This is a genomic window from Polaromonas sp. (genome assembly GCF_030689685.1).
Taxonomy (GTDB): Bacteria; Pseudomonadota; Gammaproteobacteria; order Burkholderiales; family Burkholderiaceae_C; genus Polaromonas.
This window is the reverse complement of sequence record NZ_JAUYEY010000006.1, coordinates 1-15,149: the sequence shown is the minus strand read 5'-3', so window position 1 is coordinate 15,149 and position 15,149 is coordinate 1. Positions and strand designations below refer to the sequence as shown.

At 63.3% G+C, this 15,149-nt stretch carries 13 protein-coding genes and 3 tRNA genes; 13 read left to right on the top strand and 3 right to left on the bottom strand.

What is annotated here, in order from left to right; genetic code table 11:
- Window positions 1-9: 9 nt before the first annotated feature.
- Window positions 10-336, bottom strand: coding sequence for a pyrimidine/purine nucleoside phosphorylase (locus tag Q8O29_RS00875; protein ID WP_305560168.1), 327 nt, complete (start codon window positions 334-336; stop codon window positions 10-12).
- A 150-nt stretch (window positions 337-486) separates the two neighbouring features.
- Between Q8O29_RS00875 and Q8O29_RS00870 the strand changes: the two genes are divergently transcribed.
- The 4 genes from Q8O29_RS00870 to Q8O29_RS00855 all read left to right on the top strand — a co-directional run bounded on the left by Q8O29_RS00870 (window position 487) and on the right by Q8O29_RS00855 (window position 6,012).
- Window positions 487-1,062: a sigma-70 family RNA polymerase sigma factor gene (locus tag Q8O29_RS00870; protein ID WP_305560167.1), complete on the top strand. Its 576-nt coding sequence runs from the start codon at window positions 487-489 to the stop codon at window positions 1,060-1,062.
- A 67-nt stretch (window positions 1,063-1,129) separates the two neighbouring features.
- Window positions 1,130-1,909, top strand: a complete 780-nt coding sequence (locus Q8O29_RS00865; RefSeq protein ID WP_305560166.1) for an anti-sigma factor domain-containing protein — start codon at window positions 1,130-1,132, stop codon at window positions 1,907-1,909.
- A gap of 80 nt (window positions 1,910-1,989) precedes the next feature.
- Window positions 1,990-4,017, top strand: coding sequence for a tetratricopeptide repeat protein (locus Q8O29_RS00860; RefSeq protein ID WP_305560165.1), 2,028 nt, complete (start codon window positions 1,990-1,992; stop codon window positions 4,015-4,017).
- 60 nt (window positions 4,018-4,077) lie between these two features.
- Window positions 4,078-6,012, top strand: coding sequence for a tetratricopeptide repeat protein (locus Q8O29_RS00855; RefSeq protein WP_305560164.1), 1,935 nt, complete (start codon window positions 4,078-4,080; stop codon window positions 6,010-6,012).
- A gap of 41 nt (window positions 6,013-6,053) precedes the next feature.
- On the opposite strand, the gene Q8O29_RS00850 is transcribed toward Q8O29_RS00855, so the two are convergent.
- Window positions 6,054-6,860 (bottom strand): glycine zipper 2TM domain-containing protein, encoded by an 807-nt coding sequence (locus Q8O29_RS00850; protein WP_305560163.1) that lies wholly within the window; start codon window positions 6,858-6,860, stop codon window positions 6,054-6,056.
- Window positions 6,861-6,992: 132 nt separating this feature from the next.
- Window positions 6,993-7,340 carry an arsenate reductase gene (locus tag Q8O29_RS00845; RefSeq protein WP_305560162.1) on the bottom strand — a complete coding sequence of 116 codons (348 nt, stop codon included), beginning with the start codon at window positions 7,338-7,340 and terminating at the stop codon, window positions 6,993-6,995.
- Window positions 7,341-7,501: 161 nt separating this feature from the next.
- On the opposite strand from Q8O29_RS00845, the gene folC reads away from it, so the two are divergent.
- The 9 genes from folC (at window position 7,502) to Q8O29_RS00800 (ending at window position 14,819) form a co-directional block, all read left to right on the top strand.
- Window positions 7,502-8,830: a bifunctional tetrahydrofolate synthase/dihydrofolate synthase gene (folC, locus tag Q8O29_RS00840; RefSeq protein ID WP_305560161.1), complete on the top strand. Its 1,329-nt coding sequence runs from the start codon at window positions 7,502-7,504 to the stop codon at window positions 8,828-8,830.
- Window positions 8,831-8,847: 17 nt separating this feature from the next.
- Complete coding sequence (locus Q8O29_RS00835; RefSeq protein ID WP_305560160.1) at window positions 8,848-9,600, top strand: SPOR domain-containing protein; 753 nt, start codon at window positions 8,848-8,850, stop codon at window positions 9,598-9,600.
- 1 nt (window position 9,601) lies between these two features.
- Window positions 9,602-10,087, top strand: a complete 486-nt coding sequence (locus tag Q8O29_RS00830; RefSeq protein WP_305560159.1) for a CvpA family protein — start codon at window positions 9,602-9,604, stop codon at window positions 10,085-10,087.
- Between the two features lie 133 nt (window positions 10,088-10,220).
- On the top strand, window positions 10,221-11,738 hold the full coding sequence (gene purF / locus Q8O29_RS00825) for an amidophosphoribosyltransferase (RefSeq protein ID WP_305560158.1): 1,518 nt from the start codon (window positions 10,221-10,223) through the stop codon (window positions 11,736-11,738).
- Window positions 11,739-11,740: 2 nt separating this feature from the next.
- Window positions 11,741-12,955 (top strand): O-succinylhomoserine sulfhydrylase, encoded by a 1,215-nt coding sequence (locus Q8O29_RS00820; protein WP_305560157.1) that lies wholly within the window; start codon window positions 11,741-11,743, stop codon window positions 12,953-12,955.
- Window positions 12,952-14,355, top strand: a complete 1,404-nt coding sequence (gene gltX, locus Q8O29_RS00815) for a glutamate--tRNA ligase (protein WP_305560156.1) — start codon at window positions 12,952-12,954, stop codon at window positions 14,353-14,355. The genes Q8O29_RS00820 and gltX overlap by 4 nt, the downstream gene beginning before the upstream one ends.
- Before the next feature lie 57 nt (window positions 14,356-14,412).
- Window positions 14,413-14,488: transfer RNA gene (locus Q8O29_RS00810), tRNA-Ala, on the top strand.
- A gap of 82 nt (window positions 14,489-14,570) precedes the next feature.
- A tRNA-Glu gene (locus Q8O29_RS00805) sits at window positions 14,571-14,646 on the top strand.
- Between the two features lie 96 nt (window positions 14,647-14,742).
- Window positions 14,743-14,819 (top strand) — tRNA-Asp (locus Q8O29_RS00800).
- Window positions 14,820-15,149: the final 330 nt, after the last annotated feature.

Genomic DNA, 15,149 nt, shown 5'->3' with positions numbered 1-15,149 from the left:
GTCCGGGGATCAGCCGAAGTGGCAGATGTAGTGGTAGGCCTCGTTGGCAGGCGTCACGCGGATGTCGAACTTCGAGTTGCCAGGCACGCTGAATTTTTCACCCGGGGTGGAGGTGAGCCAGGCCTCGCTGCCGGCCAGTTTGTACTCGCACGCGCCCGCTACACATTCCATGATCTCCGGGGCACCCGTGTTGAAAGTCAGCGTTGAAGGCAGCACCACACCGACAGACTTTTTGCTGCCGTCGGCAAAGGTGATGCCGTGGCTGACACATTTACCGTCGAAATAGACGTTGGCCTGGGTGGTGACGCTGATGTTGGCGATGTGGTCGGTGATCATGGGTGGTGGGCAAATGTCAGGGGTGGGCCGCCAGCGCGGCAGAGGCTGAAAAACCATTGATTTTAGGTCACACGGCCCGCCCAAGCCTGTAGCCGCCTGAATCCGTTTGCCGATTTCAGACGTATCGGGTAATGCAGGACAATGCTGTCCATGAATGCAGAAAGCCCGGATACCCAATTGATCGCGCTCATTGATCGCGTTGCACTGGCCGACGAATCGGCGCTCAAAGAGTTGTACGAGATGACCTCGTCCAAACTTTATGGCGTGGCGGTGAGGGTGGTCACCAACCGAAGCTGGGCCGAGGACGTGTTGCAGGAAGCTTTTATCAACATCTGGCGCATCGCGGGTGACTACAAGGCCAGCCTGTCGCCGCCCATGGCCTGGATGTGCCTGATCGTGCGCAGCCGGGGGCTGGATTTTCTGCGTCGCCGCACCTCCGAGCGGGCCGATGCGGCGCTGGAACTCGACGATGTGTTGTCCGAAACGGTGGAAGGCGATTCGCCCAACCCGATGGACACCGCGCTGGCTGGAGAGCAGGCCTGGGCGCTGCACCAGTGCCTGAGCCAGCTCGACAACAAGCAGCGCGAGGTCGTGAGCCTGGCCTACATGCGGGACCTGAGCCACGGTGAACTGGCCGAGCAGCTCAAGCTGCCGTTGGGCACGGTGAAGACCTGGATACGCCGCGGGCTGGAGCAATTGCGCGGCTGCATGGCGCGCTTTGCATGAGCTGCATGGATTGGATTTTGTTTGTTTCCGCCGATGGTGACGGGAAACTTCTGGAAGAAGGTAAGGTATGAATATCACGCGCAACCCCTCGCTGGTCGAGCAGTTGGCGGCCAGCTACGCGCTGGGTACGCTGCGGGGCGGTGCCCGTCGCCGCTTTGAGGCACTGGCGCGCACCCATGCGCCGGTGCGCGCGGCCGCGCTGATCTGGCAGGGCCGGATGGCTTCGGTGGCCGAGTTGCAGCCGCAGGCCGCGCCCAGCCCGGCGGTCTGGAAGCGCATTGAAAATCTGGTCAACGCTGAAAAAGAGTCCAAGGCCATGCTTGCCGCGCGGCGCGCGCCTGCCGCTGTATCGGGGGGTGGCTGGTGGGTCAGCCTCGGCTTGTGGCGCGGCGCCACGGCTGCCGGCGCGATGGCTGCCGTGGTGGCGGTGGTCACCGGCCTGAACCTGAATACGGCGCTGAACGGCCAGGTGCAGGAACTCAGCGCCCGGCTGGCCGCTACGCCGGAAATCCGCTACGTGGCTGTGCTGGCCGACGGCAAGGCAGCGCCGTCCATGCTGGTCACGTTTGATCCAAAACACAGCCAGCTCCAGCTCAAGCGCGTCGGCGGCTTCCAGGCGGCGGCAGACAAGTCCCTGCAGCTGTGGGCGCTGCCTCAAGGCGGCGGTCCGAAGTCGCTGGGTGTGCTGGGCGACGGCCAGGTTGTGCGCCTGCCCGCCGGCCGTGATGCGTTGGCGGAAGTTCCTGCGCTGGCGGTCAGCCTGGAGCCCAGAGGCGGTGCGCCGGCTGGCAGCGGCCCGACCGGCCCGGTGTTGTTCTCGGGCGCACTGATCCAGACACCGCTCTGACGCCTGGCGGTCGGTATGTCGCGGCTGAGTGTTGAGGGGATGAAGTTGACCCGTGGGCCGTCTGACGCCCAGAATCCGGTATGAGCCGAGCCCCGAAATTCATTCCCCAGCCGCAAAAAGCCGCCGGCCCGGCAGCGCAGGTCCAGGAGAGGCTCATGCAGGCGGTGGCCTTGCAGCGGCAGGGAAAACTGGATAAAGCCCGCGCGCTGTATGCCCAGGTGCTGCAAATGCAGCCGGCCAATTTCGATGCGCTTCATCTGCTAGGGGTGGTGGAATTCAGCGCCGGTCAACCGGCAAAAGCGGCCGATCTGATTGGCCGCGCGATCATGGTCAACCCCAACAATGCCCCTGCGCACCACAACCATGGCACGGTGATGGCTGCACTGCAGCAGCACGAAGCGTCCGCACAAAGTCACCTGCGTGCCGCAGCGCTCAATCCCGGTTTTTCAGACGCGCATTGCGCTGCCGCCAATGCGCTGGCAATGCTAGGCAGGCACCAGGAGGCACGCGACAGTTATGACAGCGCTTTGGCCGTCCGCCCTGACTTGACGCAGGTCTGGAACAATCGCGGCAATGTCCTGGCGGCATTGGGGCAATCCGAGGCTGCACTTGCCAGTTTTGGCAAGGCCATCGAACTCCAGCCGGACTTCGTCGATGCGCACGACAACCGCGGCCTGGCGTTGCATGCTGCGGGACGTCTTGCACAGGCGGTCGAAAGCCATGACCGCGCCCTGGCCCTGAACCCTGATCGTGCTCAGGCCCATTTCGGACGGGGCAGTGCGCTTCAGGCCATGGCCCGCCATGGCGAGGCCGTCGGCAGCTATGACCGCGCCATCTCCTTGCGGCCGGCTTATGCCATGGCGTACTACAACCGTGGCTTGTCCCTCCTCGCGATGAAGCTGTATGAGAAAGCCGTGGCCAGTTACGACCAGTGGCTGGCCTTCCAGCCACTGCACCCCGAGGCGCTGAACAACCGGGGCATTGCCTTGCGCGGCCTGGGGCAGCACCAGGCTGCGCTGGAGAGTTATGAACGCGCGTTGGCCGTCAGGCAGGCCTATGCGGACGCCTGGAGCAACCACGGCGTCGCATTGACAGACCTGGGGCGCCATGCCGAAGCGTTCGCCAGTTATGAACGCGTGCTGGCGATGGACCCAAGCGACCCGGAAGCGCACTTGAACCTGGGCATCTGTGCATTGCAGTCCGGCGACTTTGAACGGGGCTGGCCGGAGTACGAATGGCGCTTGAAGTGCACGCAGCAGGACCCGGCTGGAATCCGCGACTTTCCGCAGCCCCGGTGGTCGGGTGCGGAGCCGCTGGAGGGAAAAACCATCCTGCTGCATGCCGAACAGGGGCTGGGCGACACCTTGCAGTTCAAGCGGTATGCGAAAGAAGTGGCCGGGCTGGGTGCGCGGGTGATCCTCGAAGTGCAGCCGGCCCTGCTCGGGCTGCTGCGGGAGTTGGAGGGCGTGACCGAACTGGTGGGCAGGGGTCACCCGCTGCCGCCGTTCGACTGCCACTGCGCCCTGATGAGCTTGCCGCTGGCTTTTAAAACGCGGCTGCACAGTATTCCTCCGGCTGCGGCGGGTCTTTCCGGCGCGAAAGCCGTCGCCGGCAGGACGGGGGCCTGGGAAGTCCGGCTCGGGGTGAAAACCCGTCCCCGCGTGGGCTTGGCCTGGAGCGGAAGCCCGACGCATAAAAACGACCACAACCGCAGCGTCGCACTGAGCGACCTGCTGGCGGCCTTGCCGCAAGGCGTGCAGTACGTCAGCCTGCAGAAGGAAGTGCGCGAAGCCGACGCTGCAACGCTGGCCGCGCATCCTGACATCCTTCACCTGGGCGACGAACTTCAGGACTTCACCGATACCGCAGCACTGTGCGGGTTGATGGATCTGGTCATTAGCGTCGATACCAGCGTCGCCCACTTGGCCGGCACGCTTGGGTGCGAGACCTGGGTGCTGCTGCCCTTCAACCCCGACTGGCGCTGGATGCTGGAACGCACCGACACGCCCTGGTACCCCGATGTCGTTCTCTACCGCCAGGAGCTCTCCGGAAACTGGGAGGCGGTGCTGAAGACGGTGGGCGAGGACCTGGCCAGCGCACTGAGCTGAGAGGGTATGGCCTCTCCGCTGAATTTTGACCCCTGGGCATTTCGATGCTCACAATCCGGTATGAGCCGAGCCCCGACACTTATTCCCCAGCCGCAACAACCCGTGAGTCAGGCGGCGCGGATTCACGCCATACTTGTCCAGGCGCTTGGCTTGCAGCAGCAGGGAAAGATGGCAGAAGCCAGAGCCTTGTTTGCACAGGTGCTTGAGGTGCAGTCAGATAATTTTGATGCGCTTCACCTGATGGGCGTGGTGGACCTCAACACAGGGCAACTCCAGAGCGCGGCGGAGCTGATAGCCCGCGCGCTTGCGATTGACCCGAACAACGCCAACGCGCGCTACAACCATGCGATCGCCCTTGGCGCGCTCGGGCAACAGGAGGCTTCTGCTGACAGCTATCTTCGCGCCGGGGCGTTGAACCCCGGATTTGCCGAAGCGCATGCTTCGGCCGGGGTTATGCTGAGCGTGCTGAAGCGGCACCGCGAGGCTTTGGACAGTTATGACAAGGCGCTGGTGGCCCGGCCCGCGTACGCGCAAGTCTGGACCAACCGCGGCAATGCCCTGGCGGAGTTGGGACAGCCCGAGGCCGCACTCGCCAGCTACAACAAGGCCCTTGATGTCCAGCCGACGCCCGACTGTTACAGCAACCGCGGCAATGTTCTCAGGAAGATGGGGTGGCAGGCGCAGGCCCTGGAGAGTTGCGACAAGGCCCTGGCCCTGAATCCTTCGTTTGTCGACGCCTATGACAACCGCGGCCTGGTCTTGCACGATCTGGGGCGTTATGCAGAGGCTGTGGAGAGCTACGACCGCGCGCTTTCGCTCAAGCCTGACCATGCTGCGGCGCATCTCAATCGCGGCATTGCGCTGAGTGAGATGGGGCGCCATGCGGAGGCCATTGAAAGTTATGACCGCGCCATTGAAGTGGCGCCGTCCCGCGCCATGGCCTGGTACAACGCCTGGAACAACCACGGCGTTGCGCTGACCGAACTGGGACGCCATGCCGAAGCGCCGGCCAGTTACGAGCAGGCCATCGCGATCAATCCCGCCAACGCGGAAGCGCACTGGAACCTCGGCCTCTGCAAACTGCAACTCGGCGATTTCGAGCGGGGCTGGCACGAATATGAGTGGCGGTGGAAGCAAAAAAAACTCGAACCCGCCGACCTGCGGGGCTTTGCGCAACCCTTGTGGTTGGGACAGCAGCCGCTGGAAGGAAAAACGATTCTGCTGCACGCGGAGCAGGGGTTGGGCGACACACTGCAGTTTTGCCGGTATGCCAGGGAGGTGAGTGGCCTGGGCGCGCGGGTGATTCTCGAAGTGCAAAAAACATTGGCGAGTCTGCTTCAGGGGCTGGAAGGGGTGGATGAACTGGTCGCGAGGGGCCAGCCGTTGCCGCTGTTTGACTTCCACTGCCCTTTGTTGAGCCTGCCATTGGCCTTCAACACCCGGCTGCCCGGCATTCCCCCGCCTGCGGCGATCTTGACCAGCGGGCCTGCCAGTTACGACAGGAGGACCGCCTGGGAGGCCAGGCTGGCGCCAAAACGTGCTCCCCGCGTGGGCCTGGTATGGAGCGGCAATGCCTCCCACATGAACGACCAGAACCGCAGCATCGCGCTGGCCGATTTGCTTGAACACCTGCCGCCGGGCCCGCAGTACGTGAGCCTGCAAAAGGACGTTCGCGATGCGGACAGGAGAACCCTCCAAGCGCATCCGGAGATGCTGAATTTTGGCGACGAACTGCATGACTTCACGGACACCGCCGCCCTGTGCGCGCTGATGGACGGCGTCGTCAGCGTCGACACCAGCGTGGCCCACCTGGCGGGGACGCTGGGCAGCAAGCTATGGCTGCTCTTGCCCTTCAACCCGGACTGGCGCTGGATGCTGGAGCGGTCGGACAGCCCGTGGTACCCGAGTGCCACCCTGTGCCGCCAGCTCCGGCCTGGCGACTGGGACAGCGTGATGGCCGGTGTGGGCGATCAACTCAACAAAGCCTGGATGTAAAAAAACGGGGCAGGCCCCGTTTTTTTTGCTTTATCGGCGATTCAGCGCCAGTGACCGTGCCCATGTCCGTAGCCACCACGGCTGTAGCCGAAATTAAGCGACAGGCCGATGGGCGGGTAATAAGGCCGCGAGTAATAACCGGGGTAAGCCACGACCGGTACTTGCTGCACATAGACCGGCTGGCTGTAGACCGGTTGCGAATACACCGGTTGGCTATACACCGGCTGGCTATACACCGGCTGGCTATACACGGGCTGGCTATACACGGGCTGCGAATACACCGGTTGGTTATAAACCGGTTGTCCATACACCGGCTGGACCTGTTGGGGCTGGGTAAAACCGGGCTGGATCGAGGCCTGCGGCGACGGCATGGCGCCCACGGGTGTGACCTGCAGCCGGACGTACGGGCCGGGATCACTCGGCATCTGGATGGTGTATTGCTTGTCGGCGTATTCATAAACCACGCTGTAGTGCGTGGTGCGGTTCTGGTAACTGGTCTGGGTGCCACACTGCTGCAGGTTTTGCACCTGGTTGCGGTTGCCTTCGATGTTGTTGCCGATCATGGCACCGCCGACGAGGCCGATCATGGTGGCCAGCGCGCGACCGCCGCCGTCGCCGATGGCATTGCCCATGGCGCCACCAGCCAGCGCGCCCATCACGGCACCTGCGCCTGAGCCTGGCGACTGCGTAACCACCGGCTGCGTGGTGCAGACCTGCTGCGGCACGCTGACCTGCTGCACCACCGGCGTGCTGGAAATGACGCGTGCCAGGATGTCCATGGCGGAGGCATTCACGGCAAACAGGCCAGAGGCCGCCGCGACTGTCGACAAAACAAGTAATTTTTTCATGTTCAAACTTTTCAGGCGGCGGGAAGGTGCTTTGGGGCAATGGCCAAACTAACAGCTTCCAGTTTAATGATTCAGAGCACTTTGGGTGGACACAAGTTCAGGTAAATCACTGTAAAGCCGGGCCGTGCCGACTCAGGCCAGGGCAACCCAGGTCTCCGGGTCGAAACCCACCGTGATCTGCCCGCCCGGCCACTCGACCACCGGGCGTTTGATCACGCTGGCGTGGGTTTGCATCACGGCCAGCGCGCCCGCAGCGTCCGTGGCGCTGGCCTGTACGGGGGCGTCCAGCTTGCGCCAGGTTGTGCCCTGGCGGTTCAGCAGTTTTTGCCAGCCGACGGCTTGTTCCCAAACCGGCAGCCGCCCGGCCGGAACGCCCAGCTTCTTGAAATCGTGGAATTGATGGGCCAGGCCCTGGGCCACCAGCCAGGCGCGGGCCTTTTTGACGGTGTCGCAGTTGGAAATACCGTAAACAGTGATCATTCCGGGATTTTTGCATAATTTATGCACCAAATCATGCTCCAGCCCATGACCGACGGGCGCAAGCAGCTATTAATTTTATAGCAAATTAAACTGCGCCGGAACAGGTGACACTCTGACGCAGAGACAGCGCCGGGGCGCCAGCGGCGACAATAGCGCCCTGTATGGACAAGCTCAACACCCTGGACGACTGGCTCGCGTACTGCGAGCGCCTGCACCCCACCGCGATTGCCCTCGGCCTGGACCGGGTGCGCAGGGTGGCCCTCAGGATGAGCCTGGCCTTTGACTGCCCGGTGATCACCGTGGCCGGCACCAACGGCAAGGGCTCAAGCTGCGCCATGCTTGAGGCCATTCTGGGACAGGCCGGCTACCGCACCGGGGTCTACACCTCCCCGCACCTGGTGCATTTCGAGGAGCGCTGTCGGGTGCGCGGCGAGATGGTGCAGGCCGCTGCGCTGCTGCCGCACTTCGAGCGCGTCGAGGCGCTGCGCGGCGACACCTCGCTCACCTATTTCGAGTTCACCATGCTGGCGATTTTCAGCCTGCTGGCCGAGACGAAGCTGGACGTGGTCATCCTCGAGGTCGGCGTCGGCGGGCGACTCGATTCGGTCAACATCATCGACGCCGATTGTGCGTTGATCACCAGCATCGACATCGACCACACCGAGCTGCTGGGCAAGGACCGTGAAAGCATTGGTTTTGAAAAAGCCGGCATCATGCGCGCCGGCAAACCGGCGGTGATCAGCGACCCGGTGCCGCCGGACAGTGTGATCAGGCACGCCGGCGAAGTGGGCGCTGACCTGTGGCGCCTGGGGCAGGACTTCAACTTTTCTGGCGACCAGCAGCAGTGGGCGTGGGCGGGGCGCGGCAGGCGCTATGCGGGCCTGGCCTACCCGGCCCTGCGCGGCGCCAACCAGCTGGTCAACGCCTCGGGCGTGCTGGCGGCACTGACGGCGCTGCGCGACCGATTGCCGGTGACGGCGCAGGCGGTGCGCAACGGGCTGGCCATGGTCGAGTTGCCGGGCCGCTTCCAGATTATTTCGGGCCAGCCGACGCTGGTGCTGGACGTGGCGCACAACCCGCACTCGGTCGCAGCGCTGGCCGAAAACCTGGACGCCATGGGTTTTTACCCCTGCACCCATGCGGTGTTCGGCGCCATGGCCGACAAGGACCTGGCGGCCATGCTGCAGCGTGTCGGCCCCATGGTGGATCGCTGGTACTTCACCGATTTGCCGACGCCGCGTGCCGCCAGCGGTGCCGGTTTGATGGCGCGCTGGCAGGCCGGCAACCGGCGTCCGGACGCAGCCGCGCAGGTGTTCGTCGACCCGGTCCAGGCCCTGCAGGCGGCAGTGGCCGCCGCAGACCCCGCTGATAGAATTGTGGTGTTCGGATCGTTCTACACGGTGGGGGCTGTGTTGAAAGAGGGCCTGCCCCGTCTTTTTGCCCCGCACGCCATGCTTGGGCGTCCCGCTTCCTCATCCAACGACACCTAACGGACACCGCCACCACCATGCCGTTTTTCAACTTTCGCCGGGGCTCATCCACCACCGCTGCCGGGGCGGCCGGCCCCGCCGAGAGTGTCGAAGCCATGCGCAAGCGCGCCAAGCACCGGCTGATCGGTGCCGTGGTGCTGGTGTTGATCGGCGTGGTTGGTTTTCCGCTGCTGTTCGACACCCAGCCGCGGCCGGTGGCGGTCGACATCCCGATTGAAATCCCCGGCAAAAACACCGTCAAGCCGCTGGTGATGCCGGCGCCCGCGTCCAAGGTCGCGGCCAGTGCGCCTGCTGCTGCCAGCGAAAAAGTGGCGCTACCGTCCAGCCTCTCTCCGCGCGAAGAAATCTTGCCAGAAAAGCCTGCAGCCCCTGCCACGCCTGCGCAACCCGCTATCAAAACAGAAGCAAAATCGGAGCCCAAAGCGGTGACCCAAGTACCTGCGTCCGGCGCCGAAGCGGCGCGTGCCAAGGCCTTGCTCGAAGGCAAGCCGGTGGCGCCCGTGCCTGCAGCAAGCGCCAAAGTGGCCAGCCCCGAGACCGAAGGCCGGCTGGTGGTGCAGGTGGGCGCGTTTGCCGATGAAGACAAGGCGCGCGAAGTGCGGCAGAAGCTCGAAAGAGCGGGGCTGAAAACCTATACCCAGGTAGCCGATACCAAGGACGGCAAGCGCATCCGGGTCCGGGTCGGGCCGTTTGCCACCAAGGCGGACGCCGACAAGGCGGCCAGCAAGATCAAGGACCTTGATTTGCCTGCGGCCATCCTGACTTTGTAGCGTGGCCGTTGTCGATCTGGTTTTTTTGGGGGTGCTGGCGCTGTCGCTGCTGATAGGCGCCTGGCGCGGCCTGGTGTACGAGGTGTTGTCGGTGCTGGGCTGGGCGGCGTCGTTTTACCTGGCGCAGTGGATGGCGCCGGATGTGGCGCTGCTGCTGCCCTTGCAGAGCGCCTCGGAACCTGTGCGCTACGCGGCGGCTTTTGTGCTGGTTTTTATTGCGGCCGTGTTTGCGGCGGGCCTGCTGGCGGTATTGATCAAGAAGCTGGTGGACGCCATCGGTCTGCGGCCGGTGGACCGCACACTGGGCGCGGCCTTTGGCCTGGTGCGTGGGGTGATTTTGCTGCTGGCGGTGACCGTGGTGATCAACATGACCGCCTTCAAAAGCGCCGTGTGGTGGCAGGAGTCACGTGGCGCCGAGGTACTGACCGCCGCACTCAAGGGGCTCAAGCCGGTGCTGCCCGAACAGTTCGGAAAGTACCTGGGTTGATGGGCCCCCACGCTTGTCACTGCGTGGGCCTTCGGCGGTGCGCTGCCCCTGGCACCCGGTACTGGGGCTATGCTTGCTTAGGGCGGCCCCGCGCGGCGCACTTCGTGTCGATCGATTTTATGAACGGAACTCTATGTGCGGAATAGTTGGTGTTGTCAGCAACGCCCCGGTGAACCAGCTGATTTATGACGGCCTGCTGCTGCTGCAGCATCGCGGGCAGGACGCGGCTGGCATCGTCACGCAGCAGGGCCGCAAGTTTTTCATGCACAAGGCCAAGGGCATGGTGCGTGACGTGTTTCGCACCCGTAACATGCGCGCGTTGCCCGGCAACGTGGGCCTGGGCCAGGTGCGTTACCCGACCGCTGGCAATGCCTACAGCGAGGACGAAGCCCAGCCTTTTTACGTGAATGCGCCCTTCGGCCTGGTGCTGTCGCACAACGGCAACCTGACCAACGCTGCCGAGCTCAAGGCCGAGCTGTTTACCACCGACCACCGCCACATCAACACCGACAGCGACTCCGAGGTGCTGCTCAACGTGCTGGCCCACGAGCTCGAAAAAACCACGCGCGGCCTGCCGCTGACGCCGGCTGACGTGTTTGCCGCCGTGCGCGGTGTGCACAAACGTGTCAAGGGCTCTTATGCCGTGGTCGCACTGATCGCCGGCCACGGTTTGCTGGCCATCCGTGATCCTTTCGGCATCCGCCCGCTGTGCCTGGGCTGCGGCCAGAACGAGAGCGGCAACACCGTGATGGTGGCCAGCGAGTCGGTGGCGCTTGAAGGCACCTCGCACCAGTTTGTGCGCGACATCGCGCCGGGCGAGGCGGTGTTTGTGGACCTTCAGGGTACGGTGCACGCCGAGCAATGCGCCGTCAAGACGCAGCTCAAGCCCTGCATCTTTGAATTTGTCTACCTGGCACGACCCGACTCGGTGCTTGATGGCATCTCGGTCTACCAGGCACGCCTGAACCTCGGTGAGACCCTGGCCAAACGCGTGGTGTCCACCGTGCCGCCCAACGAGATTGATGTCATCATCCCGATCCCCGAGTCCAGCCGCCCCAGCGCCACGCAACTGGCGCACCTGCTGGGCATTCCCTACCGCGAAGGTTTTGTAAAGAACCGCTACGTCGGCCGCACCTTCATCATGCCGGGCCAGGGCGTGCGCAAGAAATCCGTGCGCCAGAAGCTCAATGTGATCGCCAGCGAGTTCAAGGGCCGCAATGTGCTGCTGGTGGATGATTCCATCGTGCGCGGCACGACCAGCCGCGAGATCGTGCAGATGGCGCGTGATGCCGGCGCGAAGAAGGTCTACCTCGCCAGCGCTGCGCCGCCGGTGCGTTACCCCAATGTCTACGGCATCGACATGCCGACCGTCGACGAGCTGGTCGCGCATGACCGCACGGTCGAGGAGATCCGCGTTGCGATTGGCTGCGACGCGCTGATTTATCAGGACGTGGAAGGCATGAAACGCGCCATCGGCTCGCTCAACAAAAACTTAGACGGCTTCGATGCCTCCTGCTTCGACGGCGTCTACATCACCGGCGACATCACGCCCGAAAGCATCGCAAAAATGAACGCCGGGCGCGTCGACAGCAGCGAAGAAAACGAGGTCGATGTCTCGCGCCTGGCCCTGCCCAACCCGCAGGAGGCATAAGCGTGAGCGAGCGGAAACTTCCCGACAATCTGCACCGCGACACGCTGGCCGTGCGTGTTGCGCTGGACCGCAGCCAGCATGGCGAAAACTCCGAAGCGCTGTACCTGAGCAGCGGCTTTGTGCAGCCCGATGCCGAAACCTCGGCGCGGCGTTTTGCCGGCACCGAGGAAGGCTACACCTACGGCCGCACCTCCAACCCCACGGTCACGAGTTTCGAGCGCCGCCTGGCAGCCATGGAGGGCACCGAGGCCGCGATAGGCGCCTCCACCGGCATGGGCGCCATCCTGATGATGTGTATGGGCCTGCTCAAGGCCGGCGACCATGTGCTGTGTTCACGCTCCATGTTCGGCTCGACGATTGCGCTGATCGGCCGCGAGTTCGGCAAGTTCGGTGTCGAGACCTCCTTTGTGTCGCAAACCGATGTGGCTGAATGGAAGGCCGCGCTGCGACCGACCACCAAACTGCTGTTTGCCGAGACGCCGACGAATCCGCTGACCGAGGTGTGTGACATCGCCGCGTTGGCGGATCTGGCGCACAGCGTTGGCGCGCTGCTGGCCGTGGACAACTGCTTTTGTTCACCCGCCCTACAGCGACCCATCGAGTTTGGCGCTGACCTGGTCATGCATTCGGGCACCAAGTACCTCGACGGTCAGGGCAGGGTGATGGCCGGCGCGCTGTGCGGCCCGAAGAAGCTGATCGTTGACGTCTTTGGCCCGGTGGTGCGCACAGCCGGCATGACCCTGGCGCCCTTCAACGCCTGGGTGGTGCTCAAGGGGCTGGAGACCCTGGGCATTCGCATGCAGGCGCAGTCGGCCAATGCACTGGCCGTGGCAAAGTGGCTGGAGCAGCAGCCGCAGGTGGTGCGTGTTTATTACCCCGGCCTCGAATCACACCCGCAGCATGATCTGGCGATGCGCCAGCAGTCCGGCCTCGGCGGTGCGGTGCTGTCCTTCGATTTGCGCGGCGACGACCTTGCAACTGCGCACAAGAATGCGTTCCACGTGATCGACAGCACGCAGGTCATCAGCATCGCCACCAACCTCGGCGACACCAAAACCATCATCAGCCATCCCGGTACCACCTCGCACGGGCGGCTCTCCGAAGAGCAGCGCCAGGCCGCCGGCATCAGCCAGGGCCTGATACGCCTGGCGGTCGGGCTGGACCACATCGACGACATCAAGGCCGACCTGCTGCGTGGTCTGGACACCCTGGCATGACCCTCAAGACACGCACCCGCTTCGCACCTTCTCCCACCGGTTTCATTCACCTCGGCAACATCCGTTCGGCGCTCTACCCCTGGGCGTTTGCGCGTTCCAGCGGCGGCGACTTCATCCTGCGCATCGAGGACACCGATGTCGAGCGTTCATCGCAGGAGGCTGTCGATGTGATCATCGAAGGCATGCGCTGGCTGGGCCTCAACTATGACGAAGGCCCGTACTACCAGATGCAGCGCATGGACCGCTACAAGGCGGTGCTGGCCGAGTTGCAGGCCGCCGGCCATGTGTACCCCTGCTATATGAGTGTGGCTGAGCTCGATGCGCTGCGCGAGCAGCAGATGCTTGACAAACAGAAGCCGCGTTACGACGGCACCTGGCGGCCCGAGCCCGGTAAGACACTGCCGGCCGTGCCCGAAGGCGTGTTGCCGGTGCTGCGCTTCAAGAACCCCCAGGGCGGGTCGGTGGTCTGGGAAGACAAGGTCAAGGGCCGCATCGAGATCAGCAACGACGAACTCGATGATCTGGTGATTGCACGGCCCGACGGCACGCCGACCTACAACTTCTGCGTGGTGGTCGACGACATGGACATGGGCATCACGCATGTGATCCGCGGCGACGACCATGTCAACAACACGCCACGCCAGATCAACATCTTCCGCGCGCTGGGCAAGGACGTCCCGGTGTACGCACACCTGCCGACCGTGCTCAACGAGCAGGGCGAGAAGATGAGCAAGCGCAATGGCGCCAAGGCCGTCACGCAGTACGCCAGAGAAGGTTACCTGCCCGACGCCATGGTCAACTACTTGGCGCGTCTGGGCTGGAGTCACGGCGACGACGAAATTTTCAGCCGCGAACAATTCCTGCAGTGGTTCAACCTTGACCACCTCGGCAAAAGCGCCGCGCAGTTCGACGAGGCCAAGCTGCGCTGGGTCAACGCCCAGCATCTCAAGGCCATGCCCGACGAGAAGCTGGCCGGACATGTCGTGCCCTTCATGGACGAGCGCACGTTGGCCGGCCTCGATGCGCCGCGCCGCGTGGCGGCCTGTGCGCTGCTGAAGGACCGCTGCAGCACGCTGGTCGAGCTGGCCGAGTGGCTGGCTGTGCTGGTCAGCGACGAGCCGGTGGCCGCTGAAGAGATCCAGGCGCACGTGCCTGTCGAGGTTCATCCTGCGGTGGCCCGGCTCGCCGAGTTGCTGCAGGGCGTTGAGTGGAGCAAGCCGGCCATTTCCGCCGTGATCAAGCAGGTGCTGGGCGAGACCGGCCTGAAAATGCCGCAGCTGGCCATGCCGGTGCGTGTGCTGGTGGCCGGGCGTCCGCAAACCCCGTCGCTGGATGCGCTTTTGTCACTGATGGACAGGGCCAAGGTGATTTCGCGTTTGGAGCGATTGAATAGCGCCTGAATTTCGGGCTATAATTCAAGGCTCGACAGTTGCAGGGGAACCTGCTTGGTTGATACGGGGGGTATAGCTCAGCTGGGAGAGCGCTTGCATGGCATGCAAGAGGTCATCGGTTCGATCCCGTTTACCTCCACCATTCAATTGTTGAAGAGTTTTCAGATTTTTTCGGCAGGTAATTGTTTAACGCAAAAACCTGCTGCCGGAAGTTCCAAGGTTAAGACCCCATCGTCTAGAGGCCTAGGACACTACCCTTTCACGGTAGGTACCGGGGTTCGAATCCCCGTGGGGTCGCCAGAATTCTTCACAGCAATGTGAAGCCAAGGCACAAGTTGACAACAAGCCCGCGAAAGCAGGCGACTTGGCTCGAAAGAGCGAAAGTTGTCACTACCAGGAGCGGTAGTTCAGTTGGTTAGAATACCGGCCTGTCACGCCGGGGGTCGCGGGTTCGAGTCCCGTCCGCTCCGCCAGACATCAGGGTTTGCGGCTATGAAAATAGAAGCAAACCCTTTTTTCTTTTGCAGCCTCCGTGTTCCAACGGTGCTCTAAATTTTTTCTAAGATCAAGCCTGTTCCAAAAACGCACTCCTGGGACATCGTTGTGCTTTGCGTCTTGCATCGGACCCCGTCCATCGCGTTCCTCGCCTCCCGTTTCAACGTGACAGGCTCCTAGTCTTACTGTGTCATAAAATATGCTATTATTTCAATAGCATCAATTCTGACCGGAGGCTTTATGGACGCAGCCAAGGAGTTCAATCGTTACATCTCTCATTTGTCCGAGGGACTCGGGCATGCTGACCG